Below are 22,145 nucleotides of genomic sequence, written 5' to 3' on the forward strand. Positions count from 1 at the left end.
CTTGCCTTTCTGTAGACGGGGCCGCTGTCTCAGCCCTTGGTGCTGCCCGCGCTGATCCCGGCGATGATGTGCCGCTGGAAGACGAGGAACAGCGCCACCATCGGGATGCTGGCGATCACCATCGCGGCGATGAGCACGGTGAGCTGGATGTTCTGCGACAGCTGGACGAGGGCCACGCTGATCGGCTGCTTGTCGGTGTCGGAGAAGACCATCAGCGGCCACAGGAAGTCCTGCCACACCGCGACGAGCGCGAAGATCGACACCACCCCGAGGACCGGCCGGGACATGGGCAGCACGACCGACCACAGGATCCGCAGCTTCCCCGCGCCGTCGATCTCGGCGGCCTCCAGGACATCGCGCGGCAACTGGTCGAAGAACCGCTTCAGCAGATAGAGGTTGAAGGCGTTGGCGACCGCCGGGAGCCAGATGGCGAGGGGGTCGTTGAGCAGGCTGGTGTGGATCAGCGGGAGGTCGGCGACGGTCAGGTACTTGGGTACGACCAGCGCCTGGGCCGGGAGCATCAGGGTGGCCAGGATGCCGCCGAGGATCACCTTGCCGAAGGCGGGCCGCAGCTTGGACAGGGCGTAGGCGGCGGCCGTGCAGAACACCAGCTGGAAGGCCCAGGCGCCGGCCGCCTGCACCACCGTGTTCCACAGGTGCTGCGGCAGCTGCATCAGGTCCCAGGCGTCGGTGTAGCCGGCCGTGTGCCAGTGCTTCGGGATCAGTGTCGGCGGGGTCCGGGCCACCTCGTCCGGGGACTTCGCCGCGCCGGTCACCATCCAGTAGACCGGGAAGAGGAAGGCGAGCGCGAAGAGCAGGACGACACCGGTGAACACGGTCCAGTAGACGGCCCTGCCGCGGGGGCGGGCGAGCGTGGCCGGCGAGATCAGGGTCCGGGTGCTCATGCGTCCCCCTCGGCGCGGGTGAGCCGCAGATAGACGGCGGAGAAGGCGCCGAGCAGCACGAGGAGCATCACGCTGAGCGCGCAGGCGCCGCCGAAGTCGTTGTAGAGAAAGGCGTACTTGTAGATGAGGTAGAGGACGGTGACCGTGGCGTTCTCCGGTCCGCCGCCCGTGATGACGAACGGCTCGGTGAACACCTGCATGGTGGCGATGATCTGGAGGAGCATCAGCATGAGGATGACGAACCGGGTCTGCGGAACCGTCACGTGCCGGATGCGCTGGAGCAGGTTCGCCCCGTCCAGTTCGGCGGCCTCGTACAGCTCGCCGGGGATGGACTGCAGGGCGGCCAGGTAGACGAGGACGGTGCCGCCCATGTTGGCCCAGGTCGCCACGATCACCAGGGAGATCAGTGCGGTGTCGGTGCCGTTGGTCCAGTTCGAGGTGGGCAGGTGCAGGAAGCGCAGCGTCTCGTCGGCGAGGCCGGCTCCGGGGTCGTAGAACCACTTCCACAGCAGGGCGCTGACCACCGGCGGGATCATCACCGGCAGGTAGACCACGACCCGGAAGAAGGCCTTCGCGTGCCGCAGCTCGTTGAGGACGAGGGCGAGGACGAAGGGGACGGCGAAGCCGATCAGCAGGGCCAGCAGGGTGAAGGTGAGGGTGTTGCGCCAGGCCGCCGTGAACTCGGGGTCGTGCCAGACGCGGGTGAAGTTGGCGGTGCCGACCCACTCGGGCGAGGAGCCTGGCGTGTACTTCTGGAAGGCGATGACGACCGCGCGGATCGCCGGGTACCAGGAGAACAGCGCGAAGCAGACGAGGCCGCCGAGCAGGAAGGCGTGGGCGCGGGCCTGTTCGGCGAGGCGGCGCCGCCCCCGGCCCCCTACCGGGGACGGCGCCTGCACCGGGTGGGTGGCGGGCTCCTCGACCGGGCGCCGCTCGGCCGTCTTCGTCATGGCGGTCAGCTCCGGGCCAGAATGCTGTCGATCTTGCCGGACGCGTCCTTGAGGAGCTGGTCGATGTCCGCGTCCTTCTTGGTGAGGACGGCGGAGACGACGCCGTCGAGGACGGAGTAGATCTGCTGGGCGTGCGGCGGCTCGATCTTCATCCGCAGCTGCTGGTTGCCGTCGAGGAAGGCCTGGTAGTTCTCCACCGGGACGTTGGCGTTGGCCTTCTTGACCTGCTGGTCCTTGGCGTCGGCGGCGCCGGTGAACAGGCGCGGCTCGGGCAGGCCGACGGGTGCGTCGTTCTTCTTGGCACGGGCGTAGTCCCCGAGGAAACCGGATCCCGGGGTGAGGAACATGTGGTCGAGCCACTTCAGGCCGGCGCGGATCTGGGCGGGCGTGTCCTTCTTGTTGAACATGTAGCCGTCGCCGCCGATGAGGGTGCCCTTGCCGCCGGGCATGGGGGCGAGGGCGAGGTCCTTGTAGTCGCCGCCCTTCTCCTTGACCAGGATCGGGATGTTGTCGGGGGCGCTGAGGTACATGCCGAGCTTCCCCGAACCCATCATCTGCTGCACGTCGTTGATGACGAGGAGCTGCTTGCTGCCCATCGAGTCGTCCGTCCACCGCATGTCGTGCAGGTTCTGCAGGACGGCATGGCCCTCGGGGGTGTCGACGGTGGCCTTCTTGCCGTCGGCGCTGACGACGTCACCGCCCTGCGAGTACAGCTCGGCGGTGAAGTGCCAGCCGCCCTGGTTCTGCGCGCTGTAGTCGGCGTATCCGACGGTGCCTTCGCCCAGGGCGGCGATCCTCTTGGCGTCGGCACGGACCTCGTCCCAGGTCGCCGGGGGCCTGTCGGGGTCGAGTCCGGCCTTCTCGAAGAGCTTGCGGTTGTAGATCAACCCCATGCTGTATCCGGTACGCGGTATGCCGTAGACCTTGCCGTCCACCGTGTAGATGTCCCGCAGCTGCTTCTGCACGGTGCCGTAGCTCTTGAGTTCCTTGAGGTACGGCGTGAGGTCGGCGGCCTGGTTGACGTCGACGACGTGCCCGGCGTCGGTGAAGTACGTGTAGAAGACGTCCTCCATCTGCCCGCCGGCGAGCTTGGCGTCGAACGTCTTCGGGTCCTGGCAGGGGAAGGCGTCGTGCGCGACGACGTCGATGTCCGGGTTCTGCTTCTCGAACGAGGCGATGTCCTGCTCGAAGAACCGCCGGTCGACCTTGGCGCTCTTGGGCGGCTCGCAGTTGACCGTGATGCGGGTCTTGCCGCTCGCCGAGCCGTCGTCGCCGGACCCGCAGGCGGACGCGGCGAGAGCGAGGGAGGAACAGACGCCGATCGCGGCGACGGTACGGCGGAACCCGGTGCTTCTCATCGGTGGACCCCTCAAGGCAGGAGCGGTGGGCGCCGCACACTCAAGCACCGACGACATCGTCCCGCAAGATGTCGCGTAGAATCTGTAATTATTCGACAGTCGAGTGGATCTCAGGGACGAGGCGCTTGCGCGGTCGACCCCCGGACCACCAGTTCCGGTTCGAACAGCAGCTCCTCCGCCGGTACGGCCGTCCCGCCGATCTGTACGTTCAACAGCTCGACCGCCGCCCGGCCCATGGCCTCGATGGGCTGGCGGACGGTGGTCAGCGGGGGTTCGGTGCAGTTCATGAACGCGGAGTCGTCGTAACCGACCACGGAGACCTGGGACGGGACGTCGAGCCCCTTGCGGCGGGCCGCCCTGATCGCGCCGAGCGCGAGCGGGTCGCTGGCGCAGATGATGCCCGTGACGCCCTGGTCGATCAGCCGGGAGGCCGCCGCGTGACCGCCCTCGATGGAGAAGATGGCCCGGGCGACGAAGGCGTCCGGCAGCTCGCCCGCGACCGCCCGCGCCGCCGCCAGCTTCCGCGCGGACGGCACATGGTCCCCGGGCCCGAGCACGAGACCGATCCGCTCGTGCCCGAGGGAGGCGAGGTGCCGCCAGGCCTGCTCGACGGCGACGGCGTCGTCGCAGGACACGCCCGGGAAGCCGAGGTGCTCGATGGCCGCGTTGACCAGCACGACCGGGATGTTGCGGTCGGCGAGCAGCCGGTAGTGGTCGTGCGGGGCGTCGGCCTGCGCGTACAGGCCGCCGGCGAAGACGACGCCGGAGACCTGCTGCTGCAGGAGCAGCTCCACGTAGTCCGCCTCCGAGACCCCGCCCTTGGTCTGCGTGCACAGCACCGGGGTGAGTCCCAGCTGAGCGAGGGCACCCCCGATGACCTCGGCGAACGCCGGGAAGATGGGGTTCTGCAGCTCCGGCAGGACCAGGCCGACGAGGCGGGCGCGTTCACCGCGCAGCTGGGTGGGCCGCTCGTAGCCGAGGACGTCGAGGGCCGTCAGCACCGCCTGCCGGGTGGCTTCGGAGACTCCGGGCTTGCCGTTGAGCACCCGGCTGACCGTGGCCTCGCTGACCCCGACCTTCTTCGCTACTTCCGCAAGTCGTCGCGTCATGCGCGCAAGCGTAGCGCAAGTTACGCAAGCCGTTTGCGTAAACTGGACAGGGGGTGTCACAGGCTCGGACCTGGGCGTCGTCGGACGGAGAAGGGTTCCGGCCCGGCCCCGTCGGCGACCTGAACGCCGACGGAGCCGGGTCAGTCCTCGGGGTCCGGGACGACCGTCAGATGGGTGCCCGCTCCGCGCGCCCGGCGCGGCCGGCGCGAGGCCGCGGCCGGACGGCGGGCGTCACGCAGGACCATGGTCAGGCGGGCACAGCCGATCTCCTGGAGTGTCCGGGGCGTCTCCTCGACGATCCGGCACTCGGTCGGACCCCGCCGCGGATCGGGGTGGACCAGGAGGCGTACGGCGCCGTCGAGCTGTGTCCCGGCCTCGCCGACGGCGCGGATCCAGTGCGGCAGACCCTGCCGGTAGGCGGCCTCCATGATCGGGTCCTGGGCGATGTCCCGGCGGACGGCCTGCAGTTCGTGATCGTGGCCGTAGCGCTCCACGGCGGTCTTGAAGTGGGCCAGCATCGGCAGGCACCAACCCGCCTCGTGATCGTCGAGGATCTCGGCGGCGTCGGGGTGGAACAGGACGAACCGGAGGAAGTTCTCCCCGGGCATGGCCGTCGGATGAGGGCGCACGCCCCGAAAAAGTGTCTCGAACGCGCCGTTGGCCAGCACCACGTTCCAGCGGTGGTCGACGACCAGGGACGGGAGCGGAACAGCCTCCAGAAGCGTGGCGTAGTCCTGTAGGTACGCCTGGACCTCGCAGCCCTCGGGGACGGGCCGCGGCGCCGGCCACTGCCCTCCTGCCTGATGTGCCATCGGGAGGTCACCCCTCTTGCCTCTGCGGCCTTCACGCGGCGAAGCGATCCTGCTGCCCCGACGAGAACCATGTCAACTATCGTGGCATTCCATGCCGGTTGACGGCCGAAATTCGCCACAGTTGTGGCGAGACCTGGCTGCGAGTTCGAAGCACCCGCTACTCTCCGGGAAGTTCACGACAACCGCTTGTGAGAAGCGACGCACCTCAAGCCCTCGAGAGACGTAGGAGTTCTGTCGGTGACGGATGGCTACGAGGATCCGGGCGCCACGGAGACCACTCAGCTGCCGGCCGTCGTCGCCCGCGTCACCGCACTCGCCGACCGGCTCGGCGTGCCGCACGCCGAGGTCTTCGACGTCGGGCGGCTCTCCGTCGCCTGCGGTGTCCCGGAACCGGTGGTCAAGGCCCTGCTCAGCGGCCGCCCGGCGGGCGAGCCGGACGTCCAGGCCCGCTTTCTGCAACGCCTGGACCTGCTGCGCCGCACCCGGCTGAAGCCCAACGGGCGCAAGCACACCCAGCAGGAGATCGCCGACGGCGCGGGCATGTCCCGGCAGCAGGCCGGCGCTCTCATCAACGGCGACCGGCGGCCCACGATGGAGCACTGCGACGCCTTGCAGCGGTTCTTCCGGGTGCACGCAGGCTTCCTCACCGCGGAGGACCCCGAGGCCCTCGCGGGCGCGCTGCAGCGCACCGAGCAGGAGCTGCTGCAGAAGCTCGCCGACCGGGAGCGGGCCGCCGCCGCGGCCGCGGCGGCGGACGATCCGCTGGAGCGGCTGCTGCAGGACCACGGGGTGCGCGGGATCGCCTGGCGGGCCGCGCAACTGCCCACCGACCAGCACCGGGACAAGGTCGCGGAGTGGCTCGACATGCTGCTGGAGAGCGTCAAGCGGCCCGAGTCGTGAACCAGGGGAGGACTGTGGGCATCGGCAGGGACATGCGCCGGTTGTGCGCCGAGCTGGTCGGGGAACTCACCCTGCCCGCGCCGGCCCCGCCGCACGAGCTGTACCGCGCGCTGTGCGACACGATGAGCCGCCGCCGCGGCCGCCCCGTCCACTTCCGTACGGCCGCCTTCCCGCCCGGTACGGCCAGCGGGCTGTGGCTGGACATGGCCGACCGCGACCTGGTCGTCGTGGAGCAACGCACCGCGCCCGCCCACCAGTTGGTCATCCTCGGTCACGAGCTGTGGCACATGCAGGCCGACCACTGCGGCCACCACCTCGACCATGCCGGAAACGGCGTCGCGACGCGTCTGCTGAGCGACGACACCGACCAGGCCGCCCTGCAGGCCACGATCCATCGCGTCGCCGCCCGCACCCGCTTCGACCAGACCGAGGAGCGCGAGGCCGAGACCTTCGGCCTCCTCCTCGCCAGCAAGTGCCGCACCTGGCTGTCCGGTTCGGCCCTGCGCGGCCCGGGCCGCCGGGACGACGTGGCCGGCCGCATCGAGACGTCACTCGGGTATCCGGGACCGCAGGGCTGACCCGCCCCGCACCCCGCCGCGAACCTCACGTCGCACCGCGTGCGCTCGCCTCGCGCGTTTCCGGCACCGGTGCGCAGCCGTACGGCCCGCACCGGGCGCCGTCGCGGCATGCCGGCCACCCCTGCATCCAGGGGTTTCGGTGGCGTTTCGCCTCGGCTAAGCGGGCGAACCGAAGCAGAGCCGAACAGCGTTGTCAGTGGTGGACGGCAAGCTGGAGGTGTGCGCCGTGCGACTGCGGTGCACGGCGCCGCAGGGCGCGCGACCGTGACGCCGAACCGGGGAGAGCCGACCGATGCCCACCGCCGTACTGACCGACCGTGAGCGCACCGCCGTACAGGCCTATCTGAGGCTGCTGCACACCGTGCGCGCAGCCTTCGACGGCCCCGTGGACGGCGGCCGGCCCGTCATGGTGCCGCCCGCCGTGCTCGCCGAGGCGGACGGGGCCCTGGCCCGGGCGGGGCTCGCGGGCAACGAGGAGGAGTTCTTCAGGTTGCTGCGCCACTGGTGCCCACAGGAGTGAGCCGGCGACGCGCGCCCGTCCCGTTCAGTGGTGCGGGACGGCGACCGTCGTCAGTACGAGACCGTCCGACACCAGCCAGCGGCCGTCGAACCCGGTCAGGCGTACGCCGTCCACCTCCGGCCCCGGGACGAGGAGCCGGGCATGGAAGCGGCCGCGCAGGCCGGGGCCGGGTTCGGGTTCGGCTACCAGCTCGATGTCGGCCTCGGAGAAGTCCAGCCAGGCGCGGGCAAGGGGAAACCACGCCTTGTAGACGGACTCCTTGGCGCTGAACAGCACCCGGCCCCAGTGGACCCCGGGCCGGGTGGTGCACAGATGACGGTGCCGGTCCTGCTCGGCGGGCAGCGCGATGCTCTCGAACACACCCTCCGGCAGTGGTCCGTGGACCTCGGCGTCGATCCCGAGGGAGGCCAGATCCGCGGCGCGGACCAGTGCGGCGGCGCGGTACCCGTCGCAGTGGGTCATGCTGCCGACCAGCCCGGCCGGCCAGCGGGGTGCACCGCGCTCGCCGGACAGCACGGGCTGCGGCGGCACGCCGAGCTTCTCCATGGCGCGCCGGGCGCAGACCCGTACGGCCGCGAACTCCCGGCGGCGCTTGGTCACCGCCCGCGCCACGAGCTGCCGCTCCTCCGGGTACAGCGAGCTCTCCTGGTCCTCGTGGTCACCGAACGCTTCCACGGCCACCACCGACTCCGGGAGCAGCTCCTCGATCACCGGGTTCGACCTCCATCGGCAGGATGCGGCGCGGCTGCCCCGGGGGTACCGAGCGCTTGCGCCATTCACGGGGGTATCCCACGGACACCTCTTCGAAGCGGACACCCTCGTGCCAGGTGGTCCGCGGGATGTGCAGGTGTCCGTAGACCATGGTCTCGACCCGGAACCGGCGGTGCCAGTCGGCGGTGAGGGCGGTGCCGCACCACATGGCGAACTCCGGGTGCCAGAGCACGTCCATCGGGTGCCGGTCGAGCGGGTAGTGGCCGGCGACGACGGTGGGCAGGTCCGCGGGCAGCTCGGCGAGTCTGCGCTCGGTCTCGGCGACGCGGGCCCGGCACCAGTCCTCGCGGGTCGGGTAGGGGTCGGGGTGGAGCAGGTACTCGTCGTTGCAGACGATGCCGGTGCTCTCCGCGTAGGCCAGCCCCTCCTCCTTCGTGGCGCAGCCGGCCGGCAGGAAGGAGTAGTCGTACAGCAGGAACAGCGGGGCGACGACGACCGGGCCGCCCGGGCCGTGCCAGACCGGGTACGGATCCTCGGGCGTGGTCACGCCCAGTTCCCGGCACAGGGCGACGAGGTGCTCGTAACGAGCGACGCCGCGCAGGGTGACGGTGTCCCTCGGATGCGTCCACAGGTCGTGGTTGCCGGGCGCCCACAGGACCTTGCGGAAGCGGCCCGCGAGGGTGGCGAGGGTCCAGCGGATGTCCTCGACGGTCTCCGCGATGTCCCCGGCCACGATCAGCCAGTCGTCGTCCGTCCCGGGCTGCATACGCTCCACGAGCGCGCGGTTCTCCGGATAGGAGATGTGCAGGTCACTGATGGCCAGCAGCTGTCCGGCCCCGGCCGTCGACTCCACCCCGCACCCCTTCCGATCATCCTGTCCGCACCACGACAACACATTTCACCGGCCGGGGACAAGGGGATCCCGCGCCGGTCGGGTCCCGCTGGACAGGCGCTGGAAATCCGTAACATCAGCGTTGCACGCGGGGGCTCTTGAAAGCCGTATGATCGCCCCAACGCCAACGCCCCTAATCCCCCTTCGCACAGGGCCGTTTGGTGACCCTTCCTCCCTCCTGCCCGGGCACGGGCCGCTGAGCCCTGCCCGAAAACCCTGAAAGGCGGCCTGCATGCTCTCTCGCGTACGCGTCTGGCTCAACCGCACGTACGCGGAGAACGTGTTCTTCATGGATCAGCTGCGGAGAAATCCCAGCGACCGGGCGGTCGAGATCCACGCCACGCACGGGGACGCCGACTCCCCCGTGCTGGCCGCCGCCGACACCGCCGACCTGGAGCCGGAGGGCCTGTCCCCGGCCGCGTACGTCGAGTACGCCCTCGACCAGTGCGCGCGGCGCGGGATCGACGTGTTCGTGCCCCGGCTGCACCAGGCGGCGATCGTGGCGCACCGCGCCGATTTCGCGGCGGTGGGTACGGCGCTGCTGGCGCCGACCCCCGAGGCGGTGGCCGTGTTCGAGGACAAGGCGACCGCGTACGAGGCGGTCCGCTCGGTCGGCGTGCCGGTGCCGCCGTGGTGGCGGGTGCGTACGGCGGACGAACTTGTCGCGGCAGTGGAGGAGTTGGAGGCGGCCGGGCACAGGGCGTGCTTCAAGCCGGCCGCCGGCGCGGGCGGGGTCGGCTTCCGTGTGATCACGCGCGCCCCCTTCTCCCTCATGCACCTCGACGGCTTCCCGGGCCCGTACGTCCAGCTGGACCTGGTCGTCGAGGCCCTGGAGCGGGCCGAGGAGACCGTGGACTGGCTGGTGATGCCGCGCCTGGAGCAGCCGGAGGTGTCCGTCGACTGCCTGACCGGTCCGGACAACCATGTCCGGCTGGCCGTCGGCCGCACCAAGAACGGCCGCCGCCGGGGCTTCACCCTGCACGAGCAGTGGTTGGAGCCGGCCCGGCTGATCGCGGAGGGCTTCGGGCTGCACTACCTGTCCAACATCCAGTTCCGCATGCTCGGCGACCGTCCGGTGCTGCTGGACGTCAACACGAGGCCCGCGGGCGGGCTGCACCAGCTGTCGCTCTGTGGGGTGAACGCACCTTGGGCGGCTGTTCAGTTGGCGCTGGGCGAGGACCCGGGTGTGGTCGAGCCGCCGTTCCTTGGGCAGGACTACACGGTGGTGTCCGGGCCGCGTCCGCTGCGGCCGGTGTCGCTGCCGCAGCAGAGGGTGGCGGAGGCGGAAGTCCTGCTGCCGGCCGTACCGACGCCCGCTCCCGAGGTCACCACGGAGGCCGGTGCACCCGCCACCGCCCCCGCATGACCTCGACACGCACACCGGTCTGGACCAATCTGGGTTCACCCTCTTGACACCCTGATTGGTCCATACCAACTTGGTTGGCGCACCCCGCACTCCCCCGCACTCCCCCGCACTCCCCTGCACACTCCCGAACACCCCATTCCCCACAGGGAGATCGCGTGCGCCACACACTCAGACGTTCCAGACGTCGGCTTCTCGCCCTCCTCGGCACCGCCGCCCTCGCGCTCGGCGGCGCCATCGCCCTCCCCGGCACCGCTCAGGCCGCCAACATCCTCACCAACCCCGGATTCGAGTCGGGCAGCCTCTCCCCCTGGAGCTGCACCGGCAACCTCGGCTCGGTCGTCTCCTCCCCCGTGCACGGCGGCTCCAAGGCCCTGCAGGGCGCGGTGACTTCGAGCGACAACGCGCAGTGCAGCCAGACCGTCTCCGTGCAGCCGAACACGACGTACAGCCTGAGCGGCTGGGTCCGCGGCTCGTACGTGTACCTCGGCGTCAACGGCGGCGCCTCCACCTGGACGACGTCCCCGTCCGCGTACAGCCAGCTCAGCGTCTCCTTCACCACCGGTGCCTCGCAGACCAGCGCGACCATCTATGTGCACGGCTGGTACGCGCAGGGCACCTACTACGCCGACGACATCAGCCTGGACGGCCCGGGCGGCGGCGGAGGCGGCGGGGACACCCAGGCGCCGACCGCGCCCAGCGGGCTCACCTCGACGGGCAAGACCTCGTCGAGCGTGTCGCTCCAGTGGAACGCCTCCTCGGACAACGTGGGCGTGACGGCGTACGACATCTACAGCGGCTCCAACCAGGTGCTCAGCGTCTCCGGTACGTCCGCCACGGTCAGCGGGCTGTCGCCGAGCACGGCGTACACCTTCACGGTCAAGGCGCGGGACGCGGCCGGGAACACCTCCGCGGCCTCCAACTCCGTCTCGGTCACGACGGACGCGGGCAGCGGCGGCGGCACCGGCTTCAAGCAGGCGGCACCGTACCTGTACGAGGGCTGGGGCGATCCACCGAACCCGAGCACGGTGATGAGCGCGACCGGCGTCAAGTGGTTCACGATGGCGTTCGTGCTGGACTCGGGCGGCTGCACCCCGGCCTGGGACGGCAGCCGGGCGCTGACCGGCGGTGTCGACCAGACCGCCGTCAACCAGATCCGCTCGGCGGGCGGTGACATCGTCCCGTCGTTCGGCGGCTGGCAGGGCAGCAAGCTGGGCGCCAACTGCTCCTCGTCGAGCGCGCTGGCCGGGGCGATCCAGAAGGTGATCGACGCCTACTCGCTCAAGGCGATCGACATGGACATCGAGAACACGGACGAGTTCGAGAACGAGGCCGTCCAGGCGAAGATCCTCACCGCCCTGAAGACGGTCAAGGCCAACAACCCCGGCCTGAAGACCATCGTCACCTTCGGCACCTCGACCACCGGCCCGACCTACTACGGCAACCGGCTCATCGAGCAGGCGCAGTCGCTCGGCGCCGGCATCGACGTCTTCACGATCATGCCGTTCGACTTCGGCGGCGGCTCCGACATGTACGGCAACACGGTCAACGCGGCCGAGGGGCTGAAGAACAAGCTGAAGTCCACCTTCGGCTGGGACGACGCGACCGCCTACTCCCACATCGGCATCTCCGGCATGAACGGCCTGTCCGACCAGCAGGAGAACACCACCCCGGCGATCTGGACCCAGATCCGCGACTGGGCGAACTCGCACCACATCGCCCGGCTCGCCTACTGGGCCGTCAACCGCGACCGGCCCTGCCCCGGCGGTGGCGTGGTGAGCAACTGCTCCGGCATCAGCCAGAACACCTGGCAGTTCACCTCGATCACGGCCGGGTTCACCGGCTGAGGACGGCATCGGCACGACCGGAATCCCCCGGCTCCCGAGCCGGGGGATTTTTTTTCCGCCCAGGGTGTATCAGGCGGCGACCTGGCCGCTCTCCATATCGGGAACGGGAAGCACGGGGGATCAACGGGGGAAGCACCAACGGGGAAACGGGGGAAACGGGGGGAACGGGGGGAACGGGGGGAACGGGGGGAACGGGGGAAGCACCAACGGGGGATCGGGTCGGTCGGTCGCGGTCACGGGGAGCGACCGGCCGACCCGATGCACATGTCCCGGGGCGAAAGCGGCTGCGCCGCCGTCAGGAGCGGCCCGCTCCCCGGTAGAGCTCCAGCTCACCGGCCAGTTCCACCGCGAGCACCGTGGCATGCGGGTCGAGGTCGGCCGGCGCGGGCGGCTCGATCCACAGCACCCCCGGCGTCTCGTGCAGACCCCCGGTGACCCGGTGGGCCAGCTCCCTGCCGCTGCCGAGCACGCTGACCCGGCGCACCTCGCCGAGCAGCCCGCGTACGTTGATCTCGGCGCGCGGGGCGTCGAACAGCACCAGATACAGGGTGCGGCGGTCCTTGGACAGGGTGCTCGGGCCGTAGTGGTGCCCGGCGGGCAGCCCCCGCACGGTCCCGTACACCGCCTCCGCGTGTCTGCGGATCCAGTCGCCGAGCCCCTCCAAGCGTTCGGCCTGCTCGGCCGGGATCGTCCCGTCCTCCCGCGGGCCGACGTCGAGCAGCAGGTTGCCCCCGCCGCCGATGGTCTCCGTGAAGTACCGGATCAGCTGGTCGACCGACTTGTGGTTGTGGTCGTGGTGCTGCAAGCCCCAGGAGTCGTTGACCGTCAGGCACAGCTCCCAGGGCCCGTCCGGCGGGACCACCGGGGCACCCTGCTCGGGCGTGGCGTAGTCGCCCTGGCCGAGCATGCGGGCGTTGAAGACGACGTCCGGCGTGTACGAACGGATCAGCGCGGCGAGTTCGGGGATGCGCCACTGCTCCTCGCTGCGTTCCCACTCGCCGTCGAACCACATCAGGTCGGGCCGGTAGCGGGAGGCCAACTCCGTGATCTGGCCGTCCCGGTAGGCGATGAACCGCTCCCAGGCCGCCAGGTCCTCGAACTCGGCCGCGACCTCGGAGTAGCGGTTGTCCTCCTGCTCCGGCGGCCGGCCCGGCCTGCGTGTGGAGGCGTAGTCGGGGTGGCTCCAGTCGGAGTGGGAGTAGTAGAGGCCCACCTTCAGGCCCTGTTCGCGCAGGGCCTCGGCGTACGGTCCGATGAGGTCGCGGCCCAGGCCGAGGTCGCCGTGCGCGGTGTCCCACAGGGCGACGCCGTCGTGGTGCCGGCTGGTCAGCACGGCGTACCGGGCACCCGCGCGGGCGAACAGGGCCGCCCAGTCGCGTGGTTCGTAGCGCGCGGCGGTGAACCGGTCGAGCTGGGACATGTAACGGTCGTACGGCACGATGTCGTCGTAGAACGACCAGGACTCCTGGACGCCGTCGACGGCGTAGATGCCCCAGTGGACGAAGATCCCCAATTTGGCGTCGGTGAACCAGGGTTGTACGGCCATGGGTCAACCCACCTCGGCGCGCCGCAGCCGCAGGGTCAGGATCTGGAAGGGCCGCAGGGCGACGGAGATCCCGCCGTCGTCCCGCACGACGGCGTCCTTTAGGGGCCGTTCCAGCAGGTCGGTGACCTGGGCACCGGCGAGCGGGAATCCGGTGCGCAGCACACCGCTCGCCCGCCCGCCCCGGGACTCGTAGAGGCGTACGACGACGTCACCGGAGCGGTCGTCGGCGAGCTTGACCGCCTCGACCGTCACGCCCTCGCCGGCCACCGAGACGACCGGCTCCGGCGCGCCCGCCGCGTCCGTCACCCGCAGCGGGAGATTGAGCGCGTAGCCCTCGGCGACCGCGTCCGCGATGTCCGCGCCGGGCAGCAGGGAGTAGGTGAAGCGGTGCCGGCCCTGGTCGGAGCCCGGGTCCGGGACGCGCGGGGCGCGCACCAGGCTCAGGCGGACCGTGGTGGTCGTACCCCCGTCCTCGCGGACCGTGCGGGAGACGTCGTGGCCGTAGGTCGAGTCGTTGAGGACCGCGACGCCGTAGCCGGGCTCGGCGACGTGCACCCAGCGGTGGCCGGAGACCTCGAAACGGGCCGCCTCCCAGCTGGTGTTGGTGTGGGTGGGGCGCTGGACGTGGCCGAACTGGATCTCGGCCGAGGAGTGCGGGGCGCGGACGTCCACCGGGAAGGCGGCCTTGAGGATCTTCTCGGTCTCGTGCCAGTCGATGTCCGTCTCGATGTCGATCCGGGGGCTGCCCGCGCGCACGATGAGGGTCTGGGTGATCTTCGAGCCCTTGCCGAAGGAGCGCGCGACGCGGATCGCGCCGACGAGCGGCCCGTCCTCGGCGACGGTGACGGAGTCGGCGTCCAGGAGGTCCGTGTACCGGTTCTTGTAGTGCTTGTCGATGTCCCAGGCGTCCCAGTAGTTGGGGAGGTCGGTGTGGAGGCGGAGGAGGTTGCCCGGCTCGGCGAGGACCTCGCGGTCCGCCCGCAGGTCGTACACGGACGACAGCGTTCCGTCTGCTGCCACCTCCACCCGGACCAGACCGTTGTCGAGGACGCCACCGCTGACCGTGACCGGCTGCGGGGGTTCCGCGTCCGCGACGGGTGCGCTGCCGTTCGCGGGCACGCGCACGTACGCCGGCGCGCCCCCGGACGTGCGGACCACCTCGGCACGGTCGTACGGGCTGGTGTTGAACACACGCGTCCCGCCGGTGCCGAGCGCGGCCACCGCCTCGGCGGTCAGCTCCTCCAGCTCCCCTGCCACGCGGGCGTACTCGGCCTCGGCCTCGCGGTGCACCCAGGCGATGGACGAGCCGGGCAGGATGTCGTGGAACTGGTGCAGCAGGACCGTCTTCCAGAGGCGGTCGAGCCGCTCGTACGGGTAGGTGTAGCCCGGCGCGTGCAGCGCGGCCGTCGTCGCCCACAACTCGGCCTCGCGCAGCCGGTGTTCGCTGCGCCGGTTGCCCTGCTTGGTGCGGGCCTGGGAGGTGTAGGTGGCGCGGTGCAGCTCCAGGTACAGCTCGCCGACCCAGACGGGGGCGTCCGGGTACTCGGCGCGGGCCTTCGCGAAGAACGTGTCGGGGTGTTCGATCTCGACCTTCGCGGAGCCCTCCAGATCCTTCAGCCGCCGGGCCCGCTCCATGATCTCGCGGGTGGGGCCGCCACCGCCGTCGCCCCAGCCGAAGGGGGCCAGGGAGCGTGTGGCGCCGCCCTTCTCGCTGTAGTTGCGGACCGCGCGGGCCATCTCCTCGCCGCTGAAGCGGGCGTTGTAGGTGTCGACCGGCGGGAAGTGGGTGAAGATGCGGGTGCCGTCGATGCCCTCCCACCAGAAGGTGTGGTGGGGGAACTTGTTGGTCTGGTTCCAGGAGATCTTCTGGGTCAGGAACCAGTCGTTGCCCGCGAGCCTGGCCAGCTGCGGGTAGGCGGCGGTGTAGCCGAAGGAGTCGGGCAGCCACACGCCCTTGGTCTCGACGCCGAAGTGCTCGATGAAGAAGCGCTTGCCGTGGACGAGCTGGCGGGCGAGGGCCTCGCCGCCGGGCAGGTTGCCGTCGGCCTCCACCCACATGCCGCCGACCGGCGCCCACTGGCCCTTCTTGACGGACTCCTGGATGCGGGCCCACACGTGCGGGTAGTTGTCGCGCACCCACTCGTACTGCTGGGCCTGCGAGCAGGCGAAGACGAACTCCTCGTACTCGTCGGCCAGGGAGGTCACGTTGGAGAAGGTGCGGGACGTCTTGCGCTTGGTCTCGCGGATCGGCCACAGCCAGGCCGAGTCGATGTGGGCGTGGCCGACTCCGGAGATGAGGTGCGCGCTGGCGTTCGCGGGCTTGGACAGGGCCGGCTTCAGCGCCTCGCGCACGTCGGCCGCCGAGCCGGAGACGTCGTCCAGGTCGAGGAGGTCCATGGCCCGGTCGAGGGCGTGCATGATCTCGTGCCGGCGCGGGTCGTGCTCGCCCAGCTGCAGCATCAGCTCGCGCAGTACCTGGATGTCGAGGTCGAGGTGCCAGACCTGCTCGTCGAGGACGGCGATGTCGGCGCGGCGGAAGGTGTACAGGGGACGGTCGCCTGCCGTCAGTACATCGCCGAGCGGGGTCGGACCCGCGAAGTCGTTGGCAAGGATGTCCGGGTTCGAGGCCGCCTCGACCAGGTAGTCGACCGTCTCACCGCCCGCCGCCGGGTTGGCGATCGGCACGTACTGGTTGAGCGGGTTGACGGCCTTCAGCGGCGTCCCGTTGGCCAGGTGCACCAGCGCCTCGGCCTGGTTGCCGGGCCAGTCGCCCACGAAGCCGAGGTCGATGACGGCCTCGACGCGTCGGCCCGCGAACTCGGCGGGCACGTGGCCGCGCATCCGGAACCAGGTCGTGCCCCAGGGCGGTCCCCACGGGGTGTTCATCGCGAAGGGCTCGTACGGCGCGGCCGCGGCCTCCTCGAAGGGGACCGGCTCTCCCGGGGCCTGCCAGGACTCCACGTCGAAGGGAACGGCGGCCGCGTAGATCGCGGGCTTGATGCGCTGGTGGTGGAGTCGCTCTACGCGCTCCTCGATCCGGCGGCGTTCATCGTGCATGGAAGTCTCCAGGGAACGGGGAGGGAAAGCGCTTACTCAAGATACGCCAGGCCCGGATGGACCTGGGTGTAGCCCTCGACCAGCCTGCGGGCCACGTTCACGGAGTCGACCAGCGGGTGCAGCGCGAAGGCCTTCACGGCCGTGGCACGCGAACCGGACTCGGCGGCGGCGAGCACCTCACGCTCGACCGCCTTGACCGCGCACACCAGACCGGTGGCGTGACCGGGCAGTGGATCGACGGCGACCGGATGGGCCCCGTTGGCGTCGACCAGACACGGCACCTCGATGACGGCGTCCGGGTCGAGGACCGACAGGGTGCCCTGGTTGCGGACGTTGAGGATCAGGGTGGTGCGCTCGTCCCGGGCGATGGCCCGCATCAGGGCGAGGGCCACCTTCTCGTAGCCGCCGGAGAGGTCGTCGGCGTCGCGCTCGCCGGCACCGGCCGTCTCCCGGGCCTCGGCCATGTAGGTCGCCTCGCGTTCGGCGCGGGTGCGGTCCCAGGCGCCGAGGGCGGAGACCTCCGCACGCCGGGCCTCCTCGTAGAACCGCGCCTGCTGGTCGCGCAGGAAGGCACCGCGGGTCTTCTCGGCCTGCTGGTAGGCGCGTACGGCCTCGCGGTTGAAGTAGTAGTAGTGCAGGTACTCGTTGGGGATCGCGCCGAGGGACCGCAGCCAGTCGGCACCGAACAGCTTGCCCTCCTCGAAGGAGCCGAGCAGGCCGGGGTCGGCGAGCAGGCGCGGGAGTTCGTCGCGGCCCGCGATGCGCAGACCGCGCACCCAGCCGAGGTGGTTGAGGCCGACGTAGTCGATCCACGCCTCGTTCGGGTTCGCGCCGAGGACCCGCGCGATTCGGCGGCCGAGGCCGACCGGCGAGTCGCAGATGCCGATGACCCGGTCGCCGAGGTGGCGGGACATGGCCTCGGTGACCAGTCCGGCCGGGTTGGTGAAGTTGATGACCCAGGCGTCGGGCGCCAGGCGGGCCACCCGCCGCGCGATGTCGACGGCGACCGGGACCGTCCGCAGACCGTAGGCGATCCCGCCCGCGCCGACCGTCTCCTGGCCGAGAACGCCCTCCGCGAGAGCCACCCGCTCGTCGTTCGCCCTGCCCTCCAGGCCGCCGACGCGGATCGCGGAGAAGACGAAGTCGGCGCCGCGCAGGGCTTCGTCGAGGTCGGTGGTCGCGGTCACGCGGGGGGCGTCGGCGACGGCCGACGCCTGCTCCTCCAGCACCCGGGCGACCGCGTGCAGCCGGCTGTCGTCCAGATCGTGCAGGACGACCTCGGTGACCCGCCCCTCCGCGCGGTCCGCCAGCAGCGCCCCGTACACGAGCGGCACCCGGAATCCGCCGCCGCCCAGAATCGTCAGCTTCACGTCTGCACCCTTCCCGCCAGGACCACTTCGACGCCCGCCTCCTCCAGTGCGGAGCGGGTCACCGGGTCGACCGGCGCGTTCGTCACCACCACGTCCAGGTCCTCGGGACCGCAGACCTTCGCCATCCCCGTACCCGGGAACTTCGCCGCGTCGGCGAGCAGCACGACCCGGTCACCGGCCTTGATCATGGCGCGCTTGACCGGCACCTCGACGACCGTCGTGTCCATCACCTGCCCGCCCGGGCGCACTCCGCTGGTGCCGAGGAAGAGCCAGTCGGCGTGCAGTTGGCGCAGGTTGTCCTCGGTGAGGAAGCCGACCAGGGAGCGGTACTCGCGCCGGACCATGCCGCCGAGCAGCACCAGTTCGATGCCCTCGTCGTCGGCCAGCTCCTCGTAGACCACCAGGTTGCTGGTGATCACGGTGAGCCGGCGGCCGTGCAGCTGGCGGGCGAGCCGGTAGGCGGTGGTGCCGATGTCGAGCAGCACCGACTGGCCGTCCTCGACCATCGCCGCCGCGCGCGCCGCTATGGCGTCCTTCTCGGCCACGCGCACCTCGGCGACCTCGGCGAAGGGCTGGTCGCCCTCCTCCGCGACCGCGCCGCCGTGGACGCGGGTGAGCAGGCCGTCCTCCTCGAGTTTGACCAGGTCGCGCCTGATCGTGGCGGGGCTGACGCCCAGCTGTTCGGAGAGGTCGGTCACGGCCGCGGGGCCGCCGGAGCGCAGGGCCCGCAGGATGAGTTGGTGTCGTCGTTCTGCCAGCACGGCATGAACACTACTCGTCATCTTCAATCAAATCCATGCTCACTTCTGCTCGGGTATTGACCAATCTCCCGCAGCGGCGCACGATTCCGTGCACCGAAATTGAACAGTTCTGACGAACGGTTCCGACGAGAGGACGTCTCCGTGGATGACGACCGGCCCGATGTGCTGCTGACCGGGCTGCTCTTCTACGACCTCGTCCTCACGGGTCTGGGCAGCCCGCCGACACCGGGCGAGGAGATCTGGACCTCGGGCATGGGCTGCGGCCCGGGCGGCATAGCCAACCTCGCGGTGGCCGCCTCCCGGTTCGGGCTCGGCACCTCGCTCGCCACCGTCTTCGGCGACGACTTCTACGGCGCCCACTGCCAGGAGATCCTCGCCGGCCAGGAGGACGTCGACCTCTCCCTCTCCCGCACGGCGGACGGCTGGCCCACCCCGGTCACCGTCTCCCTCGCACACGGTGCCGACCGGGCCCTGGTCACCCACGGCAGCGGGCCGCCGTACTCGCAGGACGCGCTGATGGGCGACCCGCCCGAGGCACGCACCGCCCTCGTGCACCTCGAGGCGGAACCCCGCGCATGGCTCGCGAAGGCCGCCGCGAACGGCACCCACATCTACGCCGACGTCGGCTGGGACCCCACCCAGCAGTGGTCCCGTGACCTCCTCGACCAGCTCTCCCTGTGCCACGCCTTCCTCCCCAACGAGGCCGAGGCGATGGCCTACACCCGTACCGACACCGCCGTCGCCGCGCTCGGCACGCTCGCCGAACTGGTCCCGGTGGCGGTCGTGACGCGCGGCGGCGACGGAGCGCTCGCCGTCGACCAGACCACCGGCGAGTACGCCGACGTCCCGGCCCTTGACATCGATGTCCTGGACGCGACGGGCGCCGGTGACGTGTTCGGGGCGAGCTTCGTCGCCGCGACGCTCTCGGGCTGGCCCCTGGCGGAACGGCTGCGGTTCGCCGTCCTGGCCGCCGGCCTGTCCGTCCAGCGGCACGGCGGGGCACTGGCGGCACCGGGCTGGTACGGCGTCGACCGCTGGTGGCGCTCGCTGACCGACCCCGAACTCAGGCGCACGTACGGCTTCCTCGCCGACCGTCTTCCGGCGGACCCGGGCCCGCCCGTGAGGTACGCCCCGGTCACTCCCCCCGCACGGCAGCACCGGCACTGAACCCCCCGCACCCATGCGAAGTCCCGAACAGATCCGAAAGGCGGTGGGAGCTGTGCGGCTCTCACGAAGAGGCCTGCTGCGCGCGGGCCTGGCCCCTGCGGCCGCCACGGCGCTCGGCGGCCTGGCGTCCGGCTGCGCCGTTCCGACCGGCTCCACCGGCCGGAACATGGTCCTGTGGTACTGGGACGGCGGCCTCGGCGACACGGTCCTGAAGAGGGCCGAGGCACGCTACGGCGGCTCCGTCGACCTCCGGCCCATCAAGATCGGCGGCTACTACCGGTCCAAGCTGATCACCACGATGACCGGCCGCGCCCACGTCCCCGACATCGCGGGCCTCAAGGGCGAGGACATGGCGTCCTATCTGCCCAACGCCGACCAGTTCGTCGACCTGCGTACCCTCGGCGCCGAGAAGTACCGCGCCCAGTACCTGTCGTGGAAGTGGGACCAGGGCACAGCCGACGACGGCACGATGATCGGCTTCCCGATCGACTGCGGCCCGGTCGCGCACTACTACCAGTACGGCGTCTTCCAAAAGGCCGAGCTGCCGCACGAACCCGACGACGTCTCCCGGGAGTTGAACACCTGGGACAGGTTCTTCGCGGCGGGCGAGCAGCTGCGGAAGCGGATCCCGGGGACCTATCTGCTCACCGACGTCAACGCCGTCTTCGAGAACGTGGTGCAGCAGGGAAGCAGGCGCTACGTCGACAAGGACCGCCACTTCATCGGCGACCAGGACCATGTCCGCCAGGCCTGGGCGCTGGCCGTGGAGGCGAAGCGGCGGAAGATCGTCTCGGACCTCGTCACCGGCACCCCGGACCAGCTCTCCGCCATCCAGGACGGCAAACTGCCGAGCCAGCTCAACGCCTCCTGGGCGACCAACGACCTCAAGAGCGGTGTACCGAAGACCAAGGGTCGCTGGCGGGTGGCCCAGATGCCGGTGCGCCCCTCCAACAGCGGCGGCTCGTTCCTCTCCGTCACCAAGGCGTGCCGCGAGCCCGAGCAGGCCTTCCAGATCATCACGTGGATCCTGAACGCGGCCAACCAGGCCCAGGGCTTCGTCGACGCGGGCCTCTTCCCCTCCACTCCCGCCTCCTACGGCCTCGGGCAACTGCGCGAGCCCGACCCCTTCTTCGGCGGCCAGGTGACCATGGACGTCTTCGGACCCGCAGCGCAGCGGATCGCGGTCGCCTACAACAGCCCGTACGACATCGCGCTCGGGCAGCCCCTCAAGGACGAGATCAAGAACGTCGGCGTCCTCGGCAAGGACCCGAAGAAGGCCTGGAGTGACGCCATGAGCAAGTGCCGGCGGATCGCGCAGCACCTGGGGGTGAGCCACTGATGGCCACCGCACTGGAAAAGCCCCGGGTCACCGTGGAACGGACAGCCACCCCGCGGCCCCGCGGGGGCCTGCGCAAACACTGGCACCTCTACGCCGCGATCTCCCCCTTCTACCTCCTCTTCCTCGGCTTCGGCCTGATCCCCGTCGGCTTCTCGCTCTACGTCTCCTTCCACCGCTGGGACGGCCTCGGCTCCATGGAGTGGGCGGGCCTGTCGCAGTACCGGTATCTGCTGGGCGACAGCGACTTCTGGAGTTCGGTCGGGAACACCATCCTCATCTGGGCGCTGGCCACCTTCCCGATGATCTTCCTGGCGATGGTCACCGCCGTGATGCTCAACTCGGCGGTCCGCTTCAGGAACGTCTACCGGTTCGCCTACTTCCTGCCGAACGTCACCTCGGTCGTCGCCGTCGCGATCATCTTCGGCTCGGTGTTCTCCACCAACTTCGGCCTGGTGAACGCCCTGTTGCAGGCGTTCGGTCTGGACCAGGTGGCCTGGCTGAACACACCGTGGGGCATCAAGGTCGCCGTCGCCACCCTGATGACCTGGCAGTGGACCGGCTACAACGCGATCATCTTCCTCGCGGGACTGCAGACGATCCCCGGTGAGCTGTACGAGGCGGCCCGTATGGACGGTGCCGGTCCCGCGCAGACCTTCTTCCGGATCACGCTGCCGATGATGCGGCCGGTGCTGCTGTTCGTACTGGTCGTCTCGACGGTCACCGGGTTGCAGAGCTTCTCCGAACCGCAGGTGCTGCTGCAGACGACGGCCAACGACTCCACGTTCTCCGGCGGTCCCGGCCACGCCGGCCGGACCATGGTCCTCTACTTCTTCCAGCAGACCTTCGACAACAACGACTTCGGCTACGGCGCCGCCGTGGCCTGGGGGATCTTCCTCGTCGTCGTCCTCTTCTCGATCGTCAACTGGCGCCTGCTGCAGCGCCGGGGCGAAGAATAGGCAG

General features: G+C 70.5%; 19 protein-coding genes. 8 read left to right on the plus strand and 11 right to left on the minus strand.

Annotated elements, in window-relative coordinates; genetic code table 11:
* Positions 1-29 precede the first annotated feature (29 nt).
* From ACIF83_RS09295 to ACIF83_RS09315, 5 genes are all read right to left on the minus strand, one after another.
* Positions 30-905 carry a carbohydrate ABC transporter permease gene (locus ACIF83_RS09295; RefSeq protein WP_399724902.1) on the minus strand — a complete coding sequence of 292 codons (876 nt, stop codon included), beginning with the start codon at positions 903-905 and terminating at the stop codon, positions 30-32.
* Entirely contained in the window at positions 902-1,855 is a 954-nt protein-coding gene (locus ACIF83_RS09300; RefSeq protein ID WP_399724905.1) for a carbohydrate ABC transporter permease, read from the minus strand. The genes ACIF83_RS09295 and ACIF83_RS09300 overlap by 4 nt, the downstream gene beginning before the upstream one ends.
* 5 nt (positions 1,856-1,860) lie before the next feature.
* Positions 1,861-3,213 (minus strand): ABC transporter substrate-binding protein, encoded by a 1,353-nt coding sequence (locus ACIF83_RS09305; RefSeq protein ID WP_399724908.1) that lies wholly within the window; start codon positions 3,211-3,213, stop codon positions 1,861-1,863.
* Between the two features lie 110 nt (positions 3,214-3,323).
* Complete coding sequence (locus ACIF83_RS09310) at positions 3,324-4,322, minus strand: LacI family DNA-binding transcriptional regulator (protein ID WP_393470060.1); 999 nt, start codon at positions 4,320-4,322, stop codon at positions 3,324-3,326.
* Positions 4,323-4,462: 140 nt separating this feature from the next.
* Positions 4,463-5,134, minus strand: a complete 672-nt coding sequence (locus tag ACIF83_RS09315; RefSeq protein WP_399724911.1) for a hypothetical protein — start codon at positions 5,132-5,134, stop codon at positions 4,463-4,465.
* 237 nt (positions 5,135-5,371) lie between these two features.
* Here ACIF83_RS09315 and ACIF83_RS09320 point away from each other — a divergent pair, with 237 nt between their 5' ends.
* The 3 genes from ACIF83_RS09320 (at position 5,372) to ACIF83_RS09330 (ending at position 7,132) form a co-directional block, all read left to right on the plus strand.
* On the plus strand, positions 5,372-6,034 hold the full coding sequence (locus ACIF83_RS09320) for a helix-turn-helix domain-containing protein (RefSeq protein ID WP_393470055.1): 663 nt from the start codon (positions 5,372-5,374) through the stop codon (positions 6,032-6,034).
* Positions 6,035-6,066: 32 nt separating this feature from the next.
* Positions 6,067-6,612, plus strand: coding sequence for a toxin-antitoxin system, toxin component (locus tag ACIF83_RS09325; protein WP_393471275.1), 546 nt, complete (start codon positions 6,067-6,069; stop codon positions 6,610-6,612).
* A gap of 292 nt (positions 6,613-6,904) precedes the next feature.
* On the plus strand, positions 6,905-7,132 hold the full coding sequence (locus ACIF83_RS09330) for a hypothetical protein (protein WP_094220990.1): 228 nt from the start codon (positions 6,905-6,907) through the stop codon (positions 7,130-7,132).
* A 24-nt stretch (positions 7,133-7,156) separates the two neighbouring features.
* Here the strand turns inward: ACIF83_RS09330 and ACIF83_RS09335 are convergent, their stop codons facing one another.
* Together ACIF83_RS09335 and ACIF83_RS09340 are read right to left on the minus strand one after the other, a co-directional pair.
* Positions 7,157-7,843, minus strand: coding sequence for a 4'-phosphopantetheinyl transferase (locus ACIF83_RS09335; protein ID WP_399724916.1), 687 nt, complete (start codon positions 7,841-7,843; stop codon positions 7,157-7,159).
* Entirely contained in the window at positions 7,791-8,696 is a 906-nt protein-coding gene (locus ACIF83_RS09340; protein ID WP_393470049.1) for a metallophosphoesterase family protein, read from the minus strand. The genes ACIF83_RS09335 and ACIF83_RS09340 overlap by 53 nt, the downstream gene beginning before the upstream one ends.
* A 271-nt stretch (positions 8,697-8,967) precedes the next feature.
* Here ACIF83_RS09340 and ACIF83_RS09345 point away from each other — a divergent pair, with 271 nt between their 5' ends.
* On the plus strand, positions 8,968-10,101 hold the full coding sequence (locus tag ACIF83_RS09345) for an ATP-grasp domain-containing protein (RefSeq protein ID WP_393470046.1): 1,134 nt from the start codon (positions 8,968-8,970) through the stop codon (positions 10,099-10,101).
* Between the two features lie 155 nt (positions 10,102-10,256).
* Positions 10,257-11,945 carry a carbohydrate binding domain-containing protein gene (locus ACIF83_RS09350; protein ID WP_399724920.1) on the plus strand — a complete coding sequence of 563 codons (1,689 nt, stop codon included), beginning with the start codon at positions 10,257-10,259 and terminating at the stop codon, positions 11,943-11,945.
* A 295-nt stretch (positions 11,946-12,240) separates the two neighbouring features.
* On the opposite strand, the gene ACIF83_RS09355 is transcribed toward ACIF83_RS09350, so the two are convergent.
* The 4 genes from ACIF83_RS09355 to ACIF83_RS09370 are packed head-to-tail and all read right to left on the minus strand — an operon-like array spanning position 12,241 to position 18,679.
* Positions 12,241-13,491, minus strand: a complete 1,251-nt coding sequence (locus ACIF83_RS09355; protein WP_399724923.1) for an alpha-L-fucosidase — start codon at positions 13,489-13,491, stop codon at positions 12,241-12,243.
* Positions 13,492-13,494: 3 nt separating this feature from the next.
* Positions 13,495-16,548, minus strand: coding sequence for an alpha-mannosidase (locus tag ACIF83_RS09360; protein ID WP_399724926.1), 3,054 nt, complete (start codon positions 16,546-16,548; stop codon positions 13,495-13,497).
* A gap of 32 nt (positions 16,549-16,580) precedes the next feature.
* Entirely contained in the window at positions 16,581-17,918 is a 1,338-nt protein-coding gene (locus tag ACIF83_RS09365) for a 6-phospho-beta-glucosidase (protein ID WP_393470035.1), read from the minus strand.
* Entirely contained in the window at positions 17,915-18,679 is a 765-nt protein-coding gene (locus ACIF83_RS09370; RefSeq protein ID WP_393470033.1) for a DeoR/GlpR family DNA-binding transcription regulator, read from the minus strand. Before ACIF83_RS09370 ends, ACIF83_RS09365 begins: the two co-directional genes overlap by 4 nt.
* A gap of 141 nt (positions 18,680-18,820) precedes the next feature.
* Here ACIF83_RS09370 and ACIF83_RS09375 point away from each other — a divergent pair, with 141 nt between their 5' ends.
* From ACIF83_RS09375 to ACIF83_RS09385, 3 genes are read left to right on the plus strand one after another with little or no spacing between them, the layout of a single operon-like run.
* Complete coding sequence (locus ACIF83_RS09375) at positions 18,821-19,846, plus strand: carbohydrate kinase family protein (RefSeq protein ID WP_399724929.1); 1,026 nt, start codon at positions 18,821-18,823, stop codon at positions 19,844-19,846.
* A gap of 52 nt (positions 19,847-19,898) precedes the next feature.
* Positions 19,899-21,185: an ABC transporter substrate-binding protein gene (locus ACIF83_RS09380; protein WP_399724932.1), complete on the plus strand. Its 1,287-nt coding sequence runs from the start codon at positions 19,899-19,901 to the stop codon at positions 21,183-21,185.
* Positions 21,185-22,141, plus strand: coding sequence for a carbohydrate ABC transporter permease (locus tag ACIF83_RS09385; RefSeq protein ID WP_399724936.1), 957 nt, complete (start codon positions 21,185-21,187; stop codon positions 22,139-22,141). The genes ACIF83_RS09380 and ACIF83_RS09385 overlap by 1 nt, the downstream gene beginning before the upstream one ends.
* Positions 22,142-22,145: the final 4 nt, after the last annotated feature.

Origin of the sequence: Streptomyces sp. NPDC085866 (genome assembly GCF_044541035.1) — a bacterium.
Taxonomy (GTDB): domain Bacteria; phylum Actinomycetota; class Actinomycetes; order Streptomycetales; family Streptomycetaceae; genus Streptomyces.